Source organism: Rhizobium sp. CC1099 (assembly GCF_029714385.1).
GTDB lineage: Bacteria > Pseudomonadota > Alphaproteobacteria > Rhizobiales > Rhizobiaceae > Rhizobium.
This window is the reverse complement of the sequence record NZ_CP121641.1, coordinates 2867117-2889362: the sequence shown is the minus strand read 5'-3', so window position 1 is coordinate 2889362 and position 22246 is coordinate 2867117. Positions and strand designations below refer to the sequence as shown.

22 protein-coding genes and 2 pseudogenes are annotated in these 22246 nt (G+C 59.2%); 12 read left to right on the top strand and 12 right to left on the bottom strand.

Features of this window, described 5'->3' with window-relative positions; genetic code table 11:
- Positions 1 to 22 precede the first annotated feature (22 nt).
- The gene (locus tag QA644_RS14565) at positions 23 to 289 is read left to right on the top strand and encodes a type II toxin-antitoxin system prevent-host-death family antitoxin (RefSeq protein WP_074069438.1); all 267 of its coding nucleotides are present in this window, start codon (positions 23 to 25) and stop codon (positions 287 to 289) included.
- Between the two features lie 332 nt (positions 290 to 621).
- Here the strand turns inward: QA644_RS14565 and QA644_RS14560 are convergent, their stop codons facing one another.
- On the bottom strand, positions 622 to 1659 hold the full coding sequence (locus tag QA644_RS14560; RefSeq protein WP_283069183.1) for an IS110 family transposase: 1038 nt from the start codon (positions 1657 to 1659) through the stop codon (positions 622 to 624).
- Positions 1660 to 1662: 3 nt separating this feature from the next.
- Between QA644_RS14560 and QA644_RS14555 the strand changes: the two are divergent.
- The 8 genes and pseudogenes from QA644_RS14555 to QA644_RS14520 form a co-directional block, all read left to right on the top strand.
- Positions 1663 to 1857: pseudogene (locus tag QA644_RS14555) on the top strand (hypothetical protein); the annotation flags it as partial.
- Positions 1858 to 2186: 329 nt separating this feature from the next.
- A complete protein-coding gene (locus tag QA644_RS14550; protein WP_283069181.1) occupies positions 2187 to 2522 on the top strand; it encodes a hypothetical protein in 336 nt (111 codons plus the stop codon).
- Between the two features lie 94 nt (positions 2523 to 2616).
- Complete coding sequence (locus QA644_RS14545) at positions 2617 to 2862, top strand: type II toxin-antitoxin system VapB family antitoxin (RefSeq protein ID WP_283069179.1); 246 nt, start codon at positions 2617 to 2619, stop codon at positions 2860 to 2862.
- Positions 2862 to 3266, top strand: coding sequence for a type II toxin-antitoxin system VapC family toxin (locus QA644_RS14540; protein ID WP_283069177.1), 405 nt, complete (start codon positions 2862 to 2864; stop codon positions 3264 to 3266). Before QA644_RS14545 ends, QA644_RS14540 begins: the two co-directional genes overlap by 1 nt.
- Positions 3267 to 3269: 3 nt before the next feature.
- Positions 3270 to 3418, top strand: a pseudogene (locus tag QA644_RS14535) (EamA family transporter); the annotation flags it as partial.
- Between the two features lie 299 nt (positions 3419 to 3717).
- Complete coding sequence (locus QA644_RS14530; protein WP_283069175.1) at positions 3718 to 6363, top strand: LuxR family transcriptional regulator; 2646 nt, start codon at positions 3718 to 3720, stop codon at positions 6361 to 6363.
- A gap of 172 nt (positions 6364 to 6535) precedes the next feature.
- The gene (locus QA644_RS14525) at positions 6536 to 6907 is read left to right on the top strand and encodes a hypothetical protein (RefSeq protein WP_283069173.1); all 372 of its coding nucleotides are present in this window, start codon (positions 6536 to 6538) and stop codon (positions 6905 to 6907) included.
- Between the two features lie 268 nt (positions 6908 to 7175).
- Positions 7176 to 7592 (top strand): c-type cytochrome, encoded by a 417-nt coding sequence (locus tag QA644_RS14520; protein WP_239597503.1) that lies wholly within the window; start codon positions 7176 to 7178, stop codon positions 7590 to 7592.
- Positions 7593 to 8203: 611 nt separating this feature from the next.
- Here QA644_RS14520 and traG read toward each other — a convergent pair.
- The 3 genes from traG to QA644_RS14505 are packed head-to-tail and all read right to left on the bottom strand — an operon-like array spanning position 8204 to position 10618.
- Positions 8204 to 10123: a Ti-type conjugative transfer system protein TraG gene (traG, locus tag QA644_RS14515; protein WP_283069172.1), complete on the bottom strand. Its 1920-nt coding sequence runs from the start codon at positions 10121 to 10123 to the stop codon at positions 8204 to 8206.
- The gene (locus QA644_RS14510; protein ID WP_283069171.1) at positions 10114 to 10341 is read right to left on the bottom strand and encodes a conjugal transfer protein TraD; all 228 of its coding nucleotides are present in this window, start codon (positions 10339 to 10341) and stop codon (positions 10114 to 10116) included. Before QA644_RS14510 ends, traG begins: the two co-directional genes overlap by 10 nt.
- On the bottom strand, positions 10331 to 10618 hold the full coding sequence (locus QA644_RS14505; RefSeq protein WP_283072388.1) for a TraC family protein: 288 nt from the start codon (positions 10616 to 10618) through the stop codon (positions 10331 to 10333). Before QA644_RS14505 ends, QA644_RS14510 begins: the two co-directional genes overlap by 11 nt.
- 221 nt (positions 10619 to 10839) lie before the next feature.
- Here QA644_RS14505 and traA point away from each other — a divergent pair, with 221 nt between their 5' ends.
- Entirely contained in the window at positions 10840 to 15459 is a 4620-nt protein-coding gene (gene traA, locus QA644_RS14500) for a Ti-type conjugative transfer relaxase TraA (RefSeq protein ID WP_283069170.1), read from the top strand.
- Positions 15460 to 15591: 132 nt separating this feature from the next.
- Here traA and QA644_RS14495 read toward each other — a convergent pair whose 3' ends face one another.
- From QA644_RS14495 to QA644_RS14460, 8 genes are all read right to left on the bottom strand, one after another.
- Positions 15592 to 15876: a hypothetical protein gene (locus QA644_RS14495; RefSeq protein ID WP_283069168.1), complete on the bottom strand. Its 285-nt coding sequence runs from the start codon at positions 15874 to 15876 to the stop codon at positions 15592 to 15594.
- 172 nt (positions 15877 to 16048) lie between these two features.
- Positions 16049 to 16309, bottom strand: a complete 261-nt coding sequence (locus QA644_RS14490) for a hypothetical protein (protein ID WP_283069167.1) — start codon at positions 16307 to 16309, stop codon at positions 16049 to 16051.
- A gap of 167 nt (positions 16310 to 16476) precedes the next feature.
- Positions 16477 to 17316 (bottom strand): hypothetical protein, encoded by an 840-nt coding sequence (locus tag QA644_RS14485; RefSeq protein ID WP_283069165.1) that lies wholly within the window; start codon positions 17314 to 17316, stop codon positions 16477 to 16479.
- A gap of 5 nt (positions 17317 to 17321) precedes the next feature.
- A complete protein-coding gene (locus tag QA644_RS14480; protein ID WP_283069164.1) occupies positions 17322 to 17660 on the bottom strand; it encodes a hypothetical protein in 339 nt (112 codons plus the stop codon).
- 227 nt (positions 17661 to 17887) lie between these two features.
- Positions 17888 to 18091, bottom strand: coding sequence for a hypothetical protein (locus tag QA644_RS14475; RefSeq protein ID WP_283069163.1), 204 nt, complete (start codon positions 18089 to 18091; stop codon positions 17888 to 17890).
- 66 nt (positions 18092 to 18157) lie between these two features.
- On the bottom strand, positions 18158 to 19192 hold the full coding sequence (locus QA644_RS14470) for a hypothetical protein (protein WP_283069162.1): 1035 nt from the start codon (positions 19190 to 19192) through the stop codon (positions 18158 to 18160).
- A gap of 119 nt (positions 19193 to 19311) precedes the next feature.
- Positions 19312 to 19689 (bottom strand): hypothetical protein, encoded by a 378-nt coding sequence (locus QA644_RS14465; protein ID WP_283069161.1) that lies wholly within the window; start codon positions 19687 to 19689, stop codon positions 19312 to 19314.
- A 435-nt stretch (positions 19690 to 20124) separates the two neighbouring features.
- Positions 20125 to 20577, bottom strand: a complete 453-nt coding sequence (locus tag QA644_RS14460; protein WP_283069160.1) for a helix-turn-helix transcriptional regulator — start codon at positions 20575 to 20577, stop codon at positions 20125 to 20127.
- A gap of 142 nt (positions 20578 to 20719) precedes the next feature.
- On the opposite strand from QA644_RS14460, the gene QA644_RS14455 reads away from it, so the two are divergent.
- Together QA644_RS14455 and QA644_RS14450 are read left to right on the top strand one after the other, a co-directional pair.
- Positions 20720 to 21484, top strand: coding sequence for a dihydroxyacetone kinase subunit DhaK (locus tag QA644_RS14455; RefSeq protein WP_283069158.1), 765 nt, complete (start codon positions 20720 to 20722; stop codon positions 21482 to 21484).
- On the top strand, positions 21481 to 22131 hold the full coding sequence (locus QA644_RS14450) for a DAK2 domain-containing protein (protein WP_283069157.1): 651 nt from the start codon (positions 21481 to 21483) through the stop codon (positions 22129 to 22131). Before QA644_RS14455 ends, QA644_RS14450 begins: the two co-directional genes overlap by 4 nt.
- Positions 22132 to 22246 lie beyond the last annotated feature (115 nt).

Here is a 22246-nt window from a genome sequence, read left to right as displayed (position 1 = left end):
CCAAATACCTATGGAGACCAGCATGCCCCGCACAGGTGGTTCCTATTCGACAAGTGATCTTTCCCGGAAATCTGGCGATATCATCGCCGAGGCACTGCGCCATCCAGTCACGATCACCCAACGCAACAAGCCGCGCCTCGTGCTTCTCAACATCGATGACTACGAACGCCTGATGCGGCAATCCGATGTCCGTTCAGTCGGCATGCTTGAAACCATGCCGCGCGAGTTGCTCGACGAATTCGAGGCCGCGGTCGACGCCTATGCGGAGACCGACGAGGCCAGCCGGTGAGCAGCTATGACGACATACAGACCGCGACGGTCATCCGCTATCCCTATATGTGGACGGCCCCCCGCTCGCAAGATATTTTGAGATGATTTTGATCCGATCGCTTGCGTCCATATGTCCGGCCTGTTGTTGCGCTCGCACATGAACGCTGGCCAAGATGGTTTCCGCAACGTGAGTTCCAAACATCTCTACGACCTTGTAGAAGGCCAAGGGATAGCACGGAGTGTCTCACGCCGTGGATCGATCGATCACACCATCTGCTCCTATCTTGCAAGTTCGGGCATCAGCAACTTAACGCGGATTGTAAGTTAGAACTTTCTGTGTCGTGCTGATCTTCATGCGGCGTCAACCATCAGGGCTGACGCATATTTTGCGTTGTATCTCTCCCCGGACACCATGATCTTCCAGGCGATACGCGCCATCTTGTTGGCGAGTGCGACGGCTGCCAGTTTCGGCGGCTTGCGCTTGAGCATTTCGGCCAGCCATGGAGAGGCCTTGCCGTGTCGCCGAGCATGTTGAATGACGGCCGTTGCCCCGGCCACCAGCACCGCTCGCAATGCCTCATCGCCTGCCCGCGTGATGCATCCGAGTCGCAGCTTGCCGCCGGTCGAGTGATCCTTTGGCGTCAACCCAATCCACGCCGCGAATTGACGGCCGGATCGGAATATCTCTGGCGCCGGTGTCTTCATGATCAGAAGCGCCGCGCCGATCGGGCCGATGCCGGGAATAGCATTGAGACGTTTGCTGCGTTCGTCGGCTCGCTGCCATGCCATGAGCCTGGCATCCACGTCTGCAAGCTTTTCTTCCATCTGGGCGTATTCCTCCGCCTGGCTCGCGAACAATTCCCGTGCCAGCTCCGGCACGGTCTCGTCGGACTGTATCCGTTCAAGCAGCAGGGGAATATGCGCCAGCCCCTTGGCGACGGAAATGCCGAATTCAGCGGCGTAACCTCGGATTGCATTGGCGAGTTGGGTGCGGTTGCGGATCAAACGATCCCGGACGCCGACCAACATGGCGGCGGCTTGCTCATCGACTGCCTTGACCGGCACGAACCGCATCGTCGGGCGGCTCATCGCCTCGCACAATGCCTCAGCGTCGGCGGCGTCGTTCTTGCTTCGCTTGACATAGGGCTTCACGAGCTGCGGCGCGATCAACTTCACCTCATGCCCGAGCGAGGTCAGCAGCCGAGCCCAGGGATGGGAACCGCCACAGGCTTCGATGGCGATCACGGTTGGCGGACAGGTCGTGAAGAAGTCGATCATCTCCTGGCGGCGCATCTTCTTGCGCAAGACCGGTTTCTCAGCGACGTCCACGCCGTGCAGCTGAAAAACATGCTTTGACGTATCCATGCCGATGCGAATAATCTTGTCCATGGGCGGCGGGCCGGCCTCAATGCAGATTTGCGGCTCTGGATCATCCTAGATGAATTCAACAGCGATGTCGTCGGCCGCTCCTTTTACCTTGAGCCCGAACCACCCATTGGGCGGTTCAGCAAAGCCTTTTTTCTTCCCCTTCTCCGCGAGTTCATAGCGCGTCGCAAGTCGTTTACCGAGGTCAGCCGGTCCAGATAATGACCGGAAATTTGGCCCCGCCAGCGGGGCGGGGCTGGGCTCACCCTCGGCCTGGAGGAACCCGGCGGCATGCGGCTGAACTCTTAGGAATACGGTCGCGACCCCTGGTCGGGGTCGCGGGTTCTCTTCTTTCTGCCCTCCCATTCTACGGCTGCTCAGCCCGCGTCAAGGACGAGCGTGGGCCCCCGGTTTTATCTCCGCTCCGGTTCCCTGCGCTCCGACAAAACCGGCACCCCACTCGCCGGCTTTGCCGGTCGCGTTCCGCGATCCCTGACACGCGCTTCGTGCGCGCGTGGTCCCGTTGACGTCATCAAAAGGAGACGATCAACATGACCACTATCGATCAAGTCAACGAACTGCGTGCCGAACTTCGGAGCTGCTACTTCACCAAGGAAGAACGGGCCAAGGCCGAAGCCGAACTCGCGGCCCTGATTGCACAGGCGCAGGCCGGGGACGAGCAGTTCGAACGCGAGATCGAAATATTTCGAATGACGTCAGTGAAGACGAGGGACAGTGAACCTCTCCTCGGCGCTGGCTGCGCAACGCGGCCGACGTGCTGGCCGTCAATGCTCCTGATCGCCAATTACTTGCCGTGGCGACGTCGGCGAGAATTTTCTCCGATAACTGAAAAAACAGTGCCAACCGGAATAGTCAGTCGGCTCTAGACATATCTGTCGTCTCTCCGCTGAACTCTCCTGCGCTTGAAATGTAGATAGATTGATATACATTAATAGTTGATTCCATCTACATGTGAGCGCCATGGCAATCAATGTCAATAATCCGGAAGCTGATGCTCTCACGCGCAAGTTTGCACAAATGGCAGGGGTTACGATCACAGAAGCGATCGTCATCGCCATGAAGGAAGCGATAGAGCGCCGGCGCAATACCGAAACGCCGCTGCAGACCGCGAGACGGCTGCGGGAGAAGCATCGGATCGCCATCAATGATGTAGCGAGGAAACCGCTTCCACGCGAGGCCTTCGATGAGATGTGGGAGGAAGGCTGATGTTTGTCGATGCCTGCGCGATCATCGCCCTTCTATCGGAGGAACCGGAGGCGGAGCGGGTCTCAGAAGCGATCGCTTCGACGAAAGGCCCGATGACATCGCCGATCGCCGTGCTGGAAGCTGCTCTGGGGCTTGCCCGACCGGACAAGTTCAACATTTCGGTTCAAGCCGTAGAGCCACTGCTGCTCGAATTTCTCGACGAGCGAGGGGTCGAAGTTCGCGAGCTGCCGCCGGCGATGGAGACGACCCGGCTTGCATTGTCGGCGGCGCACCGTTACCGCTCAGGACGCCATGGTCTCAATCTCGGCGATTGTCTGCATTACGCTTGCGCCAAATATTATGACGTGCCGATCCTGGCGACAGATGACGAATTTCGGCAGACCGACGTCGAAACGGTCCCATGACAAGCTTCCCTGGTGACGCTCCTAGTGCCGGTCAGTGCAATCGTACTGAGTGCGTTATTTCTCGATGAGCGGTTGGAGCCGTTCGAATTAGCCGGGATGGCATTGATCATGGCCAGCCTGATCTCATAGATGGCAGGATTTTCCGCCGCTGAAGCAGTCAATGTATAGGGCGCTTTTAGCCGCATAAATTGCCCCTGATGCGTGCCGCCGACTTTGAAACTGTCCTTGCTGCAATCTGAAGGTGCGCGAGCGGCGATAATTGGTTTGCTCAGCCCTCCGCGCGCTCCGGTTTCGCGCATCTCGCGCGAGCAGCCGGAATAGGATTAATTAACGTCCCGGAGAAGCAACGAAAACCTATACCTAATATTGGCGAAATACGGCCTTCAACTCGCAGACTTCATTGTGCCAAAATAATCTTATTTTGCTATACTCTCGACGAGAGGGTTTCGCGATGCTGCTCGATCGAGAGGGTCCACTCGAAACGTTGCTGAGCGCAATGCGGAGCGCTGCGGCGGGGCACGGCAGCACTGTGCTGCTCGAAGGCGAAGCCGGAATCGGCAAAACCTCTCTCCTGCGCGAGTTCGCGGAGCATGCCGACAAAGGCTGCCAGGTATTATGGGGCTGGTGCGAGGCGCTTTTCACGCCGTGCCCGCTCGGACCCATGCAGGACATTGGGCAACTGCTTGACCCCCGTGTGGCAGCACTGCTCGATCAGGCGGCTCCGCCGGAGCGGCTCTTTCCGGCACTGTTGAATGTGCTCCAGCACGCCAGTGTTGCAATCGTACTCATCTTCGAGGATGTCCACTGGGCCGACAACGCGACGCTTGACCTGATAAAATACCTCGGTCGCCGCATCTCCTTGCTTCCAGTCGTGCTAGTGCTCAGTCTGCGCAGCGATGAAATCGGCGCCGATCATCCCCTGACGCATGTCCTCGGCGATCTTCCGTCCGCATCGGTCACCCGCATTGCGCTTGAGCCGCTGTCTCCCGAAGCGGTGACGGTGTTGGCTGAGCAGGCGGGCCGCCGCGCCGCCGATCTCTATCGCGTTACGGAGGGCAATCCCTTTTTCATCACCGAACTTCTGGCAAGCGGCGAGGCGGAGCAAGGGCGTGTACCAGATTCGATACGCGATGCCGTCTGGACGCGCCTGTCTCGACTGACAGCGGGTGAACGCAAAGTGCTTGAGGTGATCAGCATTGTGCCAGGCAGCGTGGAACCGTGGCTCATCCGGCCTCTGCTCGGTGTCGAGGCCGAAGCACTGGTGGACCAATGCGTGGCGCGCGGATTGTTGCGGCAAGACGATCAAGGCGCCGTGATGTTTAGACATGAACTTGCTCGGCAGGCGACGCTCGACCGGTTGCCGCCGAACGTTCAGAGATCGCTCCATGCAAAGGTGGAGGCGGCGATATCGCAACTCCCCACGACCCATGCGTCTGCCCTGCTTTCACGCCGGGTACACCACGCAGCCGGGGCCGACGATGGCGCGCGCGTTCTCGAACTGGCGCCACAAGCCGCGGCACATGCGGTGCGCCTAGGCGCCCACCGGGAGGGGGCTTCACATTTGGCGACAGCTCTCAGATACGTCGCCCAAGCCACACCGGAGCTGGCCGCACAACTTTACGAGGACTGGGCCTACGAGGCGGGACTGGCCCTGCTCGTCTATGAACCGGTGATTGAGGCGCATCATCGTGCTATTGCGATTTGGCGCGAACTCGGACGCACCGACAAGATCGGTCCTAATCTGTGCAGACTGTCACGCCTGCACTGGCGCCGCGGCGAAGGCCAGCCGGCGGAGGACTACGCAGACCAGGCGGTGCGCGAAATGGAAAAATTGCCGCCTGGCTCGGAGCTCGCGATGGCCTACAGCACGCGCTCTCAACTTCACATGCTGCATTATCGCTTCGACGACGCGATCGATTGGGGCTTGCGCGCGATCTCACTCGCCGACCAACTGGGCGAAGTCGAAACGCGCGTCCACGCTTTGAACAATGTCGGCACCGCGCTCCTTTTCGCCGACCGTCCGGGCGGCCGCGAGCGGCTGGAGGAAAGCCTGGCGCTGGCGCTCGAGCACGGATTTCACGACCATGCGGCGCGAGCCTACACCAACTTCGCGGAATGCGCGGCCGTGTCCAAGGACTTTGTCCTGGCTGAACGCTTGTTGTCCGAAGGCATCGCATTCGCCACTAGGCACGATCTCGATTCAGCGGCGCAATACCTGCTCGGCCGGCAGGCGCAGCTTCGCATGGAGCAGGGCCGTTTTCGCGAAGCTGAGACCGTTGCGCAGGGCGTCATGAGTCTCGAACGCCTACCGATGGTCATGCACCTGCCGGCGCTCACTGTGCTCGGAACGGTGCGCGTGCGACTGGGTGAGCCCGGCAGCTTGGCGCTTCTCCAGCAGGCGCTCCAAGAGGGATTGGCGACCGGCGAGCTGCAACGAATCGTGCCAGTCCGTCTGGCGCTGGCCGAAGCAGCCTGGCTTGACGGAGACGACAGTGCTGCCCATGAGCAATTAAATGCCCTCGTCGGGATGGATCTCGATAACTTCCGTACCTGGGACTTCGGCGAACTCGCAGTGTGGTGGAAGCGATGCGGTATCGCCAAACCGCTGCCCGCGCCGAAGGCGCAGATTCCTTTAGCGCGTTCCGCCGAGCTGCGCGGCAATACGCTAGCGGCGGCAAGGGAGTGGGATCGCCTAGGGCTTCCCTATGAAGCGGCGCTTGCCCTGATGCAGGTTCGAGGAGCCGATGCCGGGCCGGCATTGGCCCGTGCAGTCACGACGTTCGAGTCGTTGGAGGCGCGTCCCGCTGCGGCGCTGGCGCGAAAACAGGCGCAGCGCTTGGGTGTTGCGGGCCAGTTGCCGAAAACCCGCAGAGGGCCATATGGGGCGGCCCGCCGTCACCCGCTTGGTTTGACGTGGCACGAACAACAAGTGCTCGCCTTGATCGCAGCGGGCATGAGCAACAAGGAAGCCGCCCAGCGTTTGTCGCGCTCCCCGCGCACGATCGAGCATCAGGTTTCCGCCGTCCTCGGCAAATTCAACGCCGCCAATCGTATGGAGGTCCTCCTGCGCCTGCGCGGCGAGCCATGGCTCCTGTAAGCCGCTGGCGCGTTGCAAGCCGTCGAATACCAATTTGAGCGCAAATTTAGGGTACCAGCCGCCGGGAAATTGGGTGACGGTACCGATGTGCCCGAGCTGCATCGCGCATAGGCTGAACTCCGCCATGGGAAGAGAATGCCCAGGCAGGATCGCTCGCGGAGGAGGGATAGCGATGACCAGACGTTCTACCGCATTTGCAATTGCCTTACTCGCCACGACAGGCGTCGCCTCGGCCTCGGAACTGCCGCCAGAGAACGGCTACAGTATTCATCTCGACCGCTTCAATGGTGCGGTCTATTACACGGTGGAGAAAGACGGCGGCTACCGGGTGGTTGCGACCATGGCGTCCGGAGAAGAAGCACAGCCGATCCGATTCGTCTCCACACTCGGACCGGGGCAGCGGCTAATGATTTCCGTCCCTCGAGCCGTCGGCCAGCCGTCCGCCGACTTCGAGATCTTACGCCATGGCGAGGTCCTTCTTGTGCAGGAGCCCAGCGTGACTCTGATCGATAACGTGTCGACCAGCGCCATAATCGAGGAGTGATCCTTTTGGCCGGTCCGAAATCCTGATTCCGGCCCTGCCCATCTGGACTCGCCGGGCGAGCCAACGGACCATCAATCCCGCAGGGCTGGTCGGGGAGAGAGCCGAGTCAACTTTACGTGCGAGAAAGTGACTTTCAAAGCACACGAAGTTGGCTCGGCTTTTGCGGCAGCGGGCTTGTGACACAGTTAGGGCTCGATTTGGTTCGCACGAACTCGCTATCGGATGACGCGGCCGATCGCGCCGCTAAGCGCCTTTGAGGCATAGGGAGATGCGTCCATTGCAGCGCCTGCTACTGTTCGCTGTCGTCGCCTGTGGCGTCGCGGTGGGTTCGGGGCGATCCTCGCAGGAAGACGCGGCCGCCGACAAGTTCTACAAAGTGGTCGATGGGAAGGCCGATGCGCGGACCTACAACGGTTACCGGCGTTATCATGCCGGCTGCAACCATTGCCACGGCCCCGATGGAGTCGGCTCGACTTTCGCATCCTCTCTCGTTAACCGGCCGCTCGATATCGAGACGTTCAGGCGTGTCGTTCGCGATGGCCAGAGCACGAGCGGGAGCTCGGCCATGAAAGGGTTCGCCAATGATCCCAATTTCGCTCCTTATATCGACGACATTTACGCCTATTTGCAGGCCCGCGCTGACGGCGCTCTCGGCCGCGGGCGGCCCAAAAGAGTGGAGCCGTAGAACCGCGTCGACGGACGAGGCAAGCCGATTCCGGGCGCGATTTCTTTTGGGATCCGAGCGGCGGTTCGGTCGAACAGATTGCTAGCACTGGCGCGCACGACGATCCTCGAAATCTCTCGAGCAACCTGCAGCGCCAGCCTCTGGCGACCTGCATTCTGTCCCGCTGTCCGGCGTCTGGTGCATTCGGGTATCCCCCAAGACGCCCTGGGGACAGCGAGAGTGTCGAGCATCCCTTCGGCACGACATAAAGCATGGATGAACCAGGGCGCGTACCTGATGCGCCGGGGAAAGGCGTCGGGGGCGAGTTTAGCTCGACGGCGCTCGCCGACAATCTGCGAAGAGCTGTCAGTCTTTTTCGGCATTCCCGGCCCAATGGGGATGAGCGAGCAATCAAAGCCTCCCGCTTATACCGTCCAAGCCTAGACGCAAAACCGCCATTGGTTGAATTTGCCATATAGGACCGCGAATCTCGGTAGACCGCGTCGCAACGGTTCCCTGACTTTCTTCCGCTTCACATGGTCGGCTCCGTGGCGGGAGCACTCGGAGCCTCAAAGTCAGAAGCAAGACGCATCGCAAGCAGTCCTTGGGCATCTGACGATATCGCTTACCGATCAGAGGTTGGTTTTGACGAAGCGGTTGGCCTTGGCCGCCTCGTTCATGTCCTTGCGCCGAAAATAGATCGCTCGCCCGCAGCGGATCGGACTTTGGCCTTGGACGATAACGATCTGTTCATCCTTTCGCATCGACTGAGTGATCTCGTGCGGCATGATCAGCGGCCTTCGCTGAAAATTTACGCTCTCCGATTGGCGAGATCCCGTGGTAGAACTGCTCCAGCCGACATTGCGCGACCGGCCCTTTACCTCGACGGTCATTTCCCCGCATTGGGCCGAGACGCTACGCGCCGTGTCGAGTGCCTTGACTGCGGCATAGGAGGCAAACGCGCAACCGTCGATCCATGAGGTCGCTCCGTCCTTGCCGAAGTGTCGTTCCAACTGTCCAACCGATTGGTACATGAGCATCAGCGAGATTCCGTATTTGCGGCCACGGTCGCGCGCTTCTTCCAGCACGCGCATGTAGCCGAGCAGGTCGACCTCATCGAGCATGAACAATGTGCGGCGGTCGAATGCGCCATCGGCCTGCTCCATGGCCTTGATCAGCGAGCCGATGATCACCCTTCCGATACCCGGATACGAGCGCAGGATGGCAGCCGGGATGTTGAGGAACACATCCTTCTTGCCAGAGACGATATCGCTGGATCTGAAGGCGTTGCCGCAGACGAGACCAGCGTAACTGGCGAGCGACAGCCACTGCGTGTCCTTCGAGGCCGTCGAGTAGACGCCGGAAAAGGTCTGCTCCGTCATGTTGGTGAAAACGCCGAGGGTTTCGCGGATGAAGGCGGACGCTGAGTTCTCCTGAACGTCGCGCAGCATGGCGAGCACCGATGGCTCCGGCTCGGAAACGATCTGGCGCAAACTGCGCAGAGTTCGCCTTCCGGCATATTCTGGCGAGAGCATGACATGCGCAAGCAGGCCGGTCAGCAGATTGTGCGCCTGGTTCTGGAAGTAGGCGCCACTTGACGATTCGAAACGTGCGCTTTCCGACAACAGCATATGTGCGATGCCGACGATGTCCTCTTCCTTGCGGGTCGACGTTTCAATGCCGTCGAGGACGTCGAAGCCGGTTGCCGGATCGGCAGGATCGAGCACGATTACGTCACGGCCGAGAACATGCCTGCGGTACTCGACCACCATCGGCGCAACTTCTGTCGACGGGTCGAGGCAGATGAGCGGACCGGCATACCGAAGCGCCGTCGGCACGACATTGCTGGTTGTCTTGAACCCGCCGGAACCGGCGAAGAACAGCATATGCGTGGAGTCGAAATCCTGCTTGTAGGTCAGGAGCGGTGCCCTGCCGCCTTGTCCCCACGTCGAACGATCATTCGGGTCAAAGGAAAGCTTATGCACGAGCTCGCGGTCGACGCGATAACGCTCGCCGACGACGATTTCGCCATCCGGCGGGAAAAGCTTTGCGGCCGCATGCATCGAGAGCCAGTCGGCGTCGCCGAAGGTTCCACCCTTGGCGCGTTTGACCGGATCGGCGACGACGACGGAGATGCGCGCCGACACCGCAACGATCAGAAAGCCGAGAAACGATCCAAACACGGCGAAAGCGTCGAGATAAGAAAGCGCCTCGTCCCCAGTGATGATGCCGCGCTCAACGGAGGGAGAAAGACGTCCATATTCCCGCAAGGCGTAGAAGCCGGCAACGACGAGAAAGCCGAGAAGGCTTGCGATCGCGATCGGCCGGCGTCGATGCAACGGCAAGGGCCAGACCGTCAGAAGCCCTGCGAGCGGCCCGAGCAAAAGTGCCGGCACGGGTGTAGACCGCAGGAACCAGTATTGCGTCTTCCCTGACATGCCGGCGGCCAATCCCTGCCATCGCCAGCCGACCACGTAGACGGCAAAGGCGGTGACGGCGAGAGGGACGAGAACAAGCAGAAGGCTCGGATGCAATCGATGCTTCAATGCCATTCCGTTTTTTCCCAAACAGCATCCAGCGAAGTGGCCTTGAACGCCACTTCGCCGATGTCGCGCAGCCGCTGATGTTCCGAAGAGCCCGGAACGATCCGGGCCAATTCGAGCAGGCCGCCGAGCAGGAACGCCCGGTCGGCCTTCGATAGCCCGGCCTTGACGACGATTCCGCCGAGTAGAAATTTCTCCCGCGCCTTGCGCTTGCGCTCAGCCGTCATGTGAAACCGGCGCCGGCGTTCCAGGTCCGCAATCTGCTGATCGACCTGCTTGAGAAGATGCGCCACTAGCCGTCTTCCTCTCCTCTTTGCGAAATCGTGCCGCGATCTCGGCGACGATCCCATCGAGCTCTCCGTCGGATAACTCCATCTCCGCCAGGCCCGCCTTCGTCGCGGCGCGCGCAAACCGCTCGGCGGATTTTACTATCAAAAATTTTCTGCGTTCCTTCAGCTTCTCGATCTGCGCGTCGAGTTCGGAAATCGATAATTTTGCTGCCATTGACGATGCTCCATTGTGTTCTGTCATTATGATGTTCGCATTTATACACACTATAACAAGTTAGTTAAATGGGCTAGATTGCGCAGAACCCAAGAATCTGGAGCGGAATTCCCGCCGGTAGACGAGTTACGCAAAAGCGGCATCGGCCCGGTCGGGCCGATCGGTTTGAGGGCGCAATATACGTCGCTTGCGCGACGTGCCCCGGGATTCAGGAGACGGTGGTGGCGATCATGTTCGTCAGAGCGCAGGTGATCAGCAGGGGAGCGGGACGCAGCATCGTCTCGGCTGCAGCCTATCGCCATCGTACGAGAATGACGGACGAGCAGGTTGGCACGTCCTTCACCTATCGCGGCGGTTTGTCGGAGCTGGTGCATGAGGAGCTGGTCTTGCCGGATGCGACGCCGGCGTGGCTGCGCAAGGCGATCGACGGACGCCCGGTCGCCGGCGCCAGCGAGGTGCTCTGGAACGCCGTCGATGCCTTCGAGAAGCGGGCCGACGCGCAGCTTGCCCGCGAGCTGATCATTGCTCTGCCGGAGGAACTGACGCGGACCGAGAACATCGCACTAGTGCGCGAGTTCGTCCGGAACAACCTTACCTTAAAAGGAATGGTTGCCGACTGGGTCTATCACGACAAGGACGGCAATCCTCACATCCACCTGATGACAACGCTGCGTCCTTTGACGGAAGAGGGGTTCGGGCCGAAGAAGGTGGCGGTAACAGGAGCAGACGGTGAGCCGCTGCGCGTCGTCACGCCGGACCGGCCGAAGGGCAAGATTGTCTATCGGATCTGGGCCGGCGACAAGGAAACAATGAAGGCGTGGAAGATCGGCTGGGCGGACGCGGCCAATCGGCATCTCGCGCTCGCCGGACATGAGATCCGCCTCGACGGCCGCTCCTATGCCGAACAGGGGCTGGACGGGATCGCACAGAAGCATCTCGGTCCGGAAAAAGCAGCACTGGCACGCAGGGGCAGGGAGATGTTCTTCGCGCCGGCGGAACTTGCCCGCCGGCAGGAAATGGCAGATCGCCTGTTTGCAGATCCCGAACTCCTCTTAAAGCAGCTTGCCAATGAGCGCTCGACCTTTGATGAGCGCGATATCGCCCGGGCGCTCCACCGCTATGTCGACGATCCGGTTGACTTCGCCAATATCCGTGCGCGGCTGATGGCATCGAACGATCTCGTCACGCTGAAGCCGCAGCTGTTCGATCCGCAAACGGGAAAAGCTGCAGAGTCCGCAATCTTCACCACGCGCGACATCCTGCGCATCGAATATGACATGGCTCAGTCGGCGCGGGTTCTCGCAGAGCGCGGCGGGCACGCCGTCCCCGATCGGCGGATCAACGCAGCGATCGGAAGCGTCGAGACGCGTGATCCGGAAAGGCGCTTCCGGCTCGATGCGGAGCAGGTGGACGCCGTCCGGCATGTCACAGGGGACAGCGCCCTTGCCGCGGTCGTGGGGCTTGCTGGCGCCGGCAAGTCCACACTTCTGGATGCCGCGCGCGTCGCCTGGGCAAGCGAAGGTCGCCGGGTGATCGGTGCTGCGCTTGCCGGAAAGGCTGCCGAAGGTCTGGAAGAGAGTTCCGGCATCAAGTCGCGGACGCTCGCATCCTGGGAGCTCGCCTGGGCCGACGGCCGCGACAAGCTTGGACGCGGCGACGTGGTGGTGATCGACGAAGCCGGCATGGTGTCGTCGAAGCAAATGGCGCGCGTCTTGAAGGTTGTGGAAGAGGCAGGCGCGAAAGTCGTCCTGGTCGGTGACGCCATGCAGCTCCAGCCGATCCAGGCAGGTGCTGCTTTTCGGGCAATCACGGAGCGAATCGGCTTTGCCGAGCTTTCCGGCGTGCGCCGCCAAAGCGAGCAATGGGCACGCGACGCGTCCCGGCTGTTTGCGCGCCGCGACGTCGAACAGGGTCTCGACGCCTATGTGGAGCGAGGCCACTTTGTCGAAGTAGAGACGCGGGAGGAAGTCATCGGGCGCATCGTTTCCGACTGGACCGATGCTCGTCGCGAACTGCTTCAGAAATCCGCCGATGAAGGAAGCCCGGGCCGTTTGCGCGGCGACGAACTACTCGTTCTCGCTCATACGAACCTGGATGTGAAGCGTTTGAACGAGGCGCTGAGGACCGTGATGACGGCCGAGGGCGCGCTTCGTGACAGTCGTGCCTTCCAGACCGAACGCGGGGCGCGCGAGTTTGCCATTGGCGACCGCATCATCTTCCTCAAGAACGCCCGCTTCTTCGAGCCGCGCGCCGAGCATCTCGAGGCCCAATATGTCAAGAACGGCATGCTGGGCACGGTTGTTTCGACGACCGATAAACGCGGCCGGACATTGCTTTCGGTGTGCCTCGATAATGGCCGCGATGTCATTTTCAGTGAGGACAGCTACCGCAATATCGATCACGGCTATGCCGCGACGATCCATAAATCGCAGGGTGCCACGGTCGACTGGACGTTCGTTCTTGCGACCGGCATGATGGATCAGCATCTGACCTATGTGGCGATGACCCGCCATCGCCACCGTGCCGATTTCTACGCTGCCAAGGAGGACTTCGAGGCAAAACCGGAATGGGGCGGGAAGAGCCGGGTCGATCATGCGGCCGGCGTCACTGGGGAACTTGTCGATGTCGGGGAGGCACAATTCCGCGAAGGAGAGGACGTCGATCCGAGCCCCTATGCCGAGGTCAAAACGGATGACGGGGTTACGCATAGGCTTTGGGGCGTGAGCCTGCCGAAGGCACTACGGGAGGGTGGGGCCGACGTCGGGGACACGGTCACTCTGCGCAAGGACGGGGTTGAGAAAGTCAAAGTTCAGGTTCCTGTCATCGACGCGGAAACCGGACAGAAGCGTTTCGAGGAAAGGGAAGTGGATCGCAACGTCTGGACAGTCGGACAGGTCGAAGCCGCTGCGGCCCGCCGGAAGCGCATCGAGCGCGAAAGCCATCGGCCCGAACTGTTCAATCAGCTCGTCGAGCGATTGTCGCGCTCCGGCGCCAAGACTACGACGCTCGATTTCGAAGATGAGACCGCCTACTGGGCCTATGCGGGTGATTTCGCGCGGCGTCGCGGGATTAGTCATCTCGCGGAGATCGCCGCCGGGATAGAAGAGGACGTTGCCCGGCAGCTGGCCCGACTTGCCGGAAAGAGAAAGGAACTGGCGGTGCTGTGGGAACGGGCAAACGTCGCTCTAGGCTTTGCGATCGAGCGCGAACGGCGCATCGCTTATGATGACCGAGTCCCGACCGCATCCGTCGAGCAGACCAGTGTCGAGGACATGCGGTATCTTCTGGCACCTGTGACGTCTTTCTCAAGGGGGGTGGACGAGGATGCGCGTCTGGCGCAACTGGTTTCACCCGGTTGTCAGGAACGTCAAGCGATCCTTCGCGCGCAGCTTGGGAAGATCTTTGTGGATCCGGGCGAGGCGCTTGCCTTGCTGAACGACCGGGCTTCACACGCTGACGCCATGCCCCGCCGGCTTGCCGACGACATCACGCGTGCACCGGCCCAGCTCGGACGTTTGCGCGGCTCGGACCGTTTAATCGATGGACGGGCGGCGCGTGACGAGCGCAATGCCGCGAATGCCGCTCTTGCTGAATTAAAGCCACTGGTGCGCACCCATACTGCGGCGTTCCAGAAGAGCGCCGAACGCTTCGCCGCCCGCGAACGGACGCGCCGCACGCATATGTCGTTTTCGGTTCCGGCGCTATCAATGGCCGCCCATGCGCGTCTCAGTGAGATCGAGGCCATCCGGCTAGCGGGTGGGGAGGAGGCTTATCAAACTGCGTTTTTGTTCGCCGCGGTGGATCGTTCTGTCGTGCAGGAAATCAAGGCGGTGAGCCAGGCGCTGACGGTTCGCTTCGGCCGGAGCGCCTTTACCAATAAGGCGAATGAGCATGTCGAGCGCAACGCCATGGAGCGCATGCCGGAGGATTTGGGGCAAGATAAGCGCGAGGAGCTGGTAAGGCTCTTTACGGCTGTGAAGCGGTTTGCCGACGCGCAGCATCAGGCCGAACGCCAGGATCGCTCGCGGATTGTCGCCGCTGCGGCCTTTGATCCGGAGAGGCAGAAAACCGCCGCTCCGCCGCTCCTTGCCGCGGTCACAGAATTCAAGGCGCCGGTCGAGGAGGACGCGAAAGCAACCGCCATGTCGACGCCGCATTACCAGCAGCGCCGCGCAGCCTTTGCGGAAGCGGCGATCAGCATCTGGCGTGATCCGGCCGGCGCGGTGACGACGATCGAGGCGCTGATCACAAAGGGTATCGTGGCGGATCGCATCGCTGCAGCCGTCGCCGGCGATCCTCAAGCTTACGGAGCGCTACGCGGTTCGGACCGCGTGATCGACCGGCTCCTTGCTTCCGGGCGAGAGCGCAGGGATGCGCTGCAAGTGCTTCCGGAGGTTGCCACTCGCCTGACCGCCCTAGCTTCGGCTTACGCGAATGCATTCGATGCGGCTCTCCGCACGCTCGGCGAAGAACGGCAACGCATGGGGATAGCCATTCCGGGGTTGATCAGGGGCGCCCGCGATGATCTCGTGCGCCTCACCTTAGCGGTCGCAAAGGACCCGCGGGCGCTTTCCGGAATGATCAGCGCGCTTGATCCGAAGGTCCGCGACGAGTTCGCTGCGGTGAACAAGGCACTCGATGCGCGCTTCGGGCCTGGTGCAATCGGGCGCAACGAGAAGGACGCCCTCAACATGGTGCCGCCGGCCGACCGAAAGGCATTTGATGCGATGCGGACATCGCTCAAGGTCTTGCAGCGGGCCGTCCGGATCGAAAGCAGCCAGAAGATCCTGGCCGAGCGCCAAGTGCAGACACATGGTCGTGGGCGCGGTCTCGATCATTAGCGCGCGAAAAAGTCTGGCCTGCAAGCCGATGGTCCCATCGTCCTTTGGGCTCAAGGCGCTTGCAGCGGCCATAACGCGGATTTTGCGTCGCTACCCGTCGAAAGCGGCGCCCCGACCACGGCAAAATCAATCTTACTGTTGCGTCGTTCCTGCAGGCGGCGTGACGGGAGCAGGCGCGGCATTATTGTCTGTCGGCGCGGCCGGGGTTGCTGGAGCCAGCGCGGGTTCGGAATTGCTGGTCGAAGCTGTCGTCTCTGGATCGGTGTCGGGTCCGCTAGACCACTGGGTGAGAGCGAAAGCGCCAATCGCAATCAATCCTACCGCTGCAATCCATGCGACCCAATTCGTGCGGCGATAATCAACCGGTGTGGTCCGAAGGTTGGGATCACGGTTTGAATTTTTAGGATCGTTCGTCATTTGGTATCTCCCTGTGGGGAGGAGAATGTCGTGACACGCTATTGGTTCCAGGGTTCTGGTTAGGACATTAGCCGTGCCGATCGCCCGAAAATCGCAACTGTTCTGGGCGGTCGCTCTGGTCCTTTGTACTACCACGTCATACCTTTTTGCCGAATGGCGGCAACCATCAGGCTCAGGCAAACAACATGAGGACCGAAAGCGCGATGGCATTCGCTAGGCCAACTCTTCTCAAGGGCATTTCTGAGCTTTCGGAAGCGTACGACGGTTCCGGCGATTTCATGCCAGAGCTAACGTGGGCGATGGCCTGTATCAGCGTGGCGTGGCCGTGCTCACTTTTGACATCGATATGATTTCTCTCTGACCAGCGGCCGACTGCGGACGTTACGAGTTCAATCTCATCATCGGTAAACAGATGTAATTCGAAAAGAGACATGCCAGCTCTCCTATTTCAGGCAAGAGCAGATCGTCTCTCAAGCGGCCCAGGTACCCGTTGAATTATCGGGCCGATTAACAACAGTACGCTTACGCCCCATAAGGCAAACGAAGCCAGCCGAAGGTCAACCGGGCTGCCGAACGGCTCGGGGCCGCGAACTCGAAGATTTAATGTTCGAATGCTGCCTTCCTTTTCATAAGATCAATCACGAAAAGGTCCGCTTGAAATAAGCTGACCTCTGAAAGCGAAAGGCTGCCATCGTCGAGCATGGTCGCCTCGGCAGTAATCTCGTAAAGGCAATTGCCGGATAAAACGTCGGACACGAAATTCGATAGTTCCCGAACGCTTCGCTTTTTAAGATCGGTTAGTTTGGATTTCTGACAGGATTCCGTTCCGGTTGCATCAAGGGCTCCCTGTTGATCAGCGAAGTATTTGATTTTTTTAACTCCGTCGGGGGCGTCATAGATGAAGGCGGGTGGGTCTTCCCAGAGTGCGAGCAATGAATGGGCCCAGACTGCATAAGACGGTCGAAGATAGCCGTCGAATCTTACGTCGCGACTCACTGAGTACAACTGGCCATCTGACAACGGCGAAGTGAAGTAAAAGTAGTAGCGCTCTGTATCATCTCGACGGCCAACTTGAACCTTATACTCCAGCCGTATTCTCCGATCGAAGGACGTCGCTGGGTCTTTCGCCTCACCGGTGTCGGCTGGATCCAGCGGAATTCTCAATTCCGTCTTGGTCCAGCGGTTGAAATTTTTAGCGATCAGGCTCTCTATCTCGAACTTGGTCATCCCCATTTGGATTCTGCCGTCGGGAACAAAGCCCAACGCATCTTTCCGGGTCCAGTCGAGCGCAGTCTTCTGTTGTGCCAAGGCAGCGTTAGCCAGCAGCCCGAATACGGCAAACGCAACTAGGCGGCGTGCGATGAACTGCCAAAGGCTCAGCAGGCTTGCTGTCTTGGTGCCGAAGAAGAATCCGGGCGGAAATGGTCTAAAGCTTTCCACCCCATTTACCCCACGGTGCAATTCTTGCTGCGCATAGCGTTCTGGATTGCCTGCACCTTACCCTTCGAAACTGCAACTTGTCCTTCCTTGTCGCCTCCGAATGTGCTGGATGCAGGAACGCCTATCAAAAATACGCCTACCGCATCACCAGTTGCGGCCTGGTTCTGTGCCTTCGACAGCGCGGCAAGGTTCTCCTGTTCCTTCACGAGCTCAGTTGCGAGCACCGGACAAGGCGAGCCGGTATAGGCCGCCATCGGAATGTCGGCCGGTACAATTGCATCCGGACGTTTGGCGCAAGAAGTTCCTGCCAGCAAAATAGCCAGCGTCACATATCGAGTTTTCAATGAATGCCCTCAATAGAATCTCAACCCAGAGGGGATTATGCACGCTGTTTTTTCATTTTGAAGATGAAACGCGGACTATTTTTGGAGTTTGCCACGAGTATGAACAGAAAAGGAATCGAGGCCCTGCTAGGCGGATCGCACAGCCACGTGCAGGGGCTAAAGCACGGATACAGGAGATCTTGGCCGCACGATCCATTCCGCCGAACATTCGAGACGGTTGAAGGTTCCTAGTTGTCCTCTTCATACTCCTCGTCGGCGATTTCATCGTCGAGTACCTGGATGTCCTCGCGAATAATGCTGCCGAGGCTGCCGAGAAGATCAGCCAGCTCGAAGTCACGATCTTCCGTAGCCTTTCCGGCTCGCGCCTCGGCCTTGTCGACGTAGAATTGGAAAATGTACCGCTTTCCCTTCATCTTTTCCAAATGGGACATGCTTCGGTCCTTTCGTATCGGGTCTTAAGCATAGCCCTACATTGGCTTTGATCGGCTGGAAAGTGGTCAATCAGGAGGCGCGACCGCACTGGCCGGATCGTAGTTGTAAACCTCCAGCGCGTTCTGAAATGTGAACTCCCAGGGATCATCGTATCGGCGCAAGGTCTTCATCATCCGTCCATCTATATCGGAAACCCAAATGTCGCTATTGGCACTGTAGGGAAATCTATGCCATCTCGCGTTGTAGTATTTCGCAGGCTCCGATCCGATTTTGGTACTTTCAACGAAAGTGCAATCGGTAAATTTCGGCCCATGCTGATCAACTGTGGACCAGTTGTTCCGGTCGAAGCGTTGCTGCCTCCTCGAGTGTGCATATATGTTAACGCCTTCAGTCTCCGTAAATCTCCCCTCGACGTAAGGCTCCAGGGAGCCGTCTTCTTTCACTTTGTTGATGCTCACGTTGAATTCCCTGCTTTGGCGCGTCTTTACATAAGCTGCGTTTACAGCATCGCAGGTGGGATCGTTTTTCGGGATTTCACGCGCAACGACTAAGGCGTCATCGGGCCGTTGCGCCTTCTTGGCGTTATAGTCAAATATCGAAATGACTGTCGAAAATGGAAATTCTTTCCGGTCGGGTGGGTAACGCCGAATGACTTTAGCGAGTTTGTTTCGATCGCGCGTCAACCAGATTTCGGCTGAAGCGCGGTACCCAGGTTTGTTCCAGTTGGCGTAGTAATGATAGCCATTGTGGCTGTCGACGAACGTACACGATGTGAATCGCTGGTCATACGGGTTGACCTCGGGAATGTCGAATTTTTGCCACGTGGATCTGCCGGAATATCTTTGGAACTCATTGGCAGCCCTATAAATGATCTCGATGTATTCTTTCGTGCTTCCGCCTTTAAAAGGCTGATGAACCAGTTCGCGGTAGCCGTAACCCTTTCGTGTATTGACGTCGGCTTCGTTCACCGCCGTACAGGTGGGATCGAGCAACTCGGATTCATCGGGACGCTGCGAGTGAGCCCCACCCGCAAGCGCCGATTGCGCGACAAGTAACCCAGCGAAGAACGCTGCGAGCCGACAGTATTGTTGAACTTCCATGATCCCCTCAACTCAGAAGGGAATATTCGCGATGTGGTTGCCTCTGTCAATTGGCGCTGAGTCTCTTCAGCTCTCTGATGCAATTCTTAGAGCCGATGTGTGTCCGTCATTGGCGTACATCACGTTGCAGACAGCAGCCCATCGATCGCCGCAAAGGGCTTGCCGATACTTGGATGCCAAGAGATCACTAGCCGCTTATCCGACGTGGCGAGAAAGAGACCACTCTCAAGCAGCAGCTGAAGAGCCTGGCGGACGACGAGATTGGTAGCACCGACCCATAGCAGGATGCCGCCCTCGAAGCCCCGGACAATTGCCTTGCCTTCGTCGAAGACTAGCGTCCGTTCCACCTCGGTCCCGCTGGCCCTCCGGGCGAGATGGGAGATCGGCAGGGTAATCTGCTCAATGAGGTCGCACGGGTTCGACGCCAAGACATAGCTCTCGGCGGCATGTCTCCAGGTTTCGGCTTCCCGTGATGATTGATCGTCAGTTGCCCCCACAATGTCACCTCCTTGGCTTGTCGGGAAAGTCAGATCCTGGCGCAACCGCCGGCGATCTTGTTGCAGCCTTTGCTTCCGCACTTGATCGAGGACAAATGCGGGATTCACATCGCATGCCGGGACTTGCAGCGACACACGACGAAGTTTGGACGGCGCTTGTATCGCAAGCACAGTTCGGCGCCGCGCTAACCTCAACCTCTGCGCGGCGGCGCGCGAGAAGTTCGTGAGCGGCGCCGGAACACGAAATTAGCAGGAACGCCCGCGTGCACGCGTTAGATGGTTCGACGGTTCTCAAAGCCACCTTGCAATGCAGCGTCGGGGGATGGCAGGAAAAGCCGGAGGCGTATGCCTCCGGGCTATCAGTAGCTGACGGATGGGATAATTCGCCCACGCCACACGTTCAGCGGGCGCCTCCAGCCCGTTGTAAGGAGGAGTTCAGTCGTTCACGCTGCCGAAAGTGGAAAGGAGAGAAATGAACTTCGGGCGCATCTTCTTTGGTATCGCCATGAACGCATCCACGAGCCGTTGACCCTCATCAGTCGCTATGAATTCCTCGCGTATGTCGGCTTTGCGGCTTAACACTGCACCGCTGCCGCAACCAGGCTTCGAAAGCGTTTCAAAGAAATAGGCCATCGATACGTCAAGGACCGCAGCAATCTCATAGAGTACGGACGAGCTGACGCGATTGACGCCACGCTCATATTTTTGAATTTGCTGGAATGAAACACCAACGCCCGCACCGAGCGCGGCCTGTGATATTCGCAATTGCTGACGGCGTACGCGAATGCGTTTTCCGACCTCTTGATCGACGGGGTGAAGTGAAACCGAGTTGCTGGCTATTTCCTCAACCGGAAATGCCGGCGTTTCAAGCGGATAATTCTGTGCCATATATGAGCTCCCACAGCCAGAAGTCCTGGCGGATCCAGCAGTCGGGGAGTTGGAAAGCCGTTGATTACCAGCCCCTGTGGACTTTAGCCCGAAGGCCTTTTGCATACTCCACAGCTTCGCCGACAGCTGTGCTGTCGGCAACGTGTTTGAAGGACCGAACCTGCAATCCTGCGTCGATGCGATCAACCTGGCCGACGGTGGCAACGGGGTTCTGCTCCTCTATGGAAACTATGGCGGCGACAGAATGAACTTCGACATGGCGAGCAAACTTGCCGCGACAAATGACATCGAGACCGTGCTTGCGACGGACGACATAGCAAGTGCCAGCCGCGAGGAAATTTCAAAGCGGCGTGGCGTTGCCGGCATCGTGTTCGCCTATAAAGCGGCGGGCGCCGCCGCAAGAAGCGGTGCGAGCTTGAAGGACGTTGCGGAGATTGCACGGAGGACGGTGGCACGCACGCGGACGATCGGTCTTGGAATGAAAGGTTGCCGCCTGCCGGGTGCGACCGGTGAAATTTTCGTACTCGGCGATGATGAAGTTGAGCTCGGCCTTGGGATTCACGGAGAGCCTGGTCTGTGGCGCAAGCCTATGGCGTCTGCCGATGCGCTTGTCGATGAGATGATTGGTCGACTTCTCGAGGAGCGGCCTGATGAGATGGAATACCGGCGTCTGGCGGTAATGGTCAATGGTCTCGGGGCAACGCCGCTGGAGGAGCTGTACATCGCCTTTCAACGTGCCGGAAAAGTCCTCGTGGAGGAGGGACTTCATGTCGTCATGCCGATGGTCGGGCCATTTGCAACCTCAATGGAGATGGCCGGTCTGTCGATTACCCTATGCTTCTTGGACGACGAGCTTGAGAAACTGCTGTCAACTCAGGCGAATTGCCCGTTCTGGAGTGTGCAATGACTTCCATTACATCCGATGAACTGTGGCTTCTCGTTCAACGCGCTGCCAACGCAATGACGACCCTCGAGGAGCCGCTTAATGCTGCGGATCGGGAATTGGGCGATGGTGACACCGGGACCATGTTGGCACGGCTGCTGCGGGCTCTCGCAAGCGTTGATATCCGAGGCATAAGCTTAAGTGAGGCCTTCAACACGCTTGCCTTCACCGCGAGCGCAAGCACCGGATCAAGCCTTGGCACACTCATCAGTGCGGCTCTCTTTGCAGTGTCGCGACAAACACAATCACATAGTGGCCCTTGGCCGGCTTCTGAGACCGCGATTTTGTTGAGATCTGCTCGGGACGCTATGCTGGACTTGGGAAAATCGCGTCTCGGTGACAAGACCATCATCGATTCGGTCGATGCGGTTGCGGTTTCCACTGACGGATTGAATGGTTGGGCTGCGATAGCGAATGCAGCGGTCGAATCAGCCGGGGTCGCCATTTTGCGGTTCAAGGGCCGACCTTGTCGTGTGGGGCGGGCACGGATGTGGCCAGAAAAAAGCCAAGATCTAGATGATCCCGGCATGGTTGCATTCGCGGCACTTGTTAGGACGGTTACGACGGACTATCCCGTATGCCGCGGAGAAACCGTCAGGCGAACCAGATGAGCTTTGGAAAATCGGCCGCTCACGTAATGAGCCGCAATTTTATGTCTGCGGCTATATCGTGAATTGCATGATCGCTGCGATCGCTGAGCGGTTCGAAAGCACGCCCGACGCAACT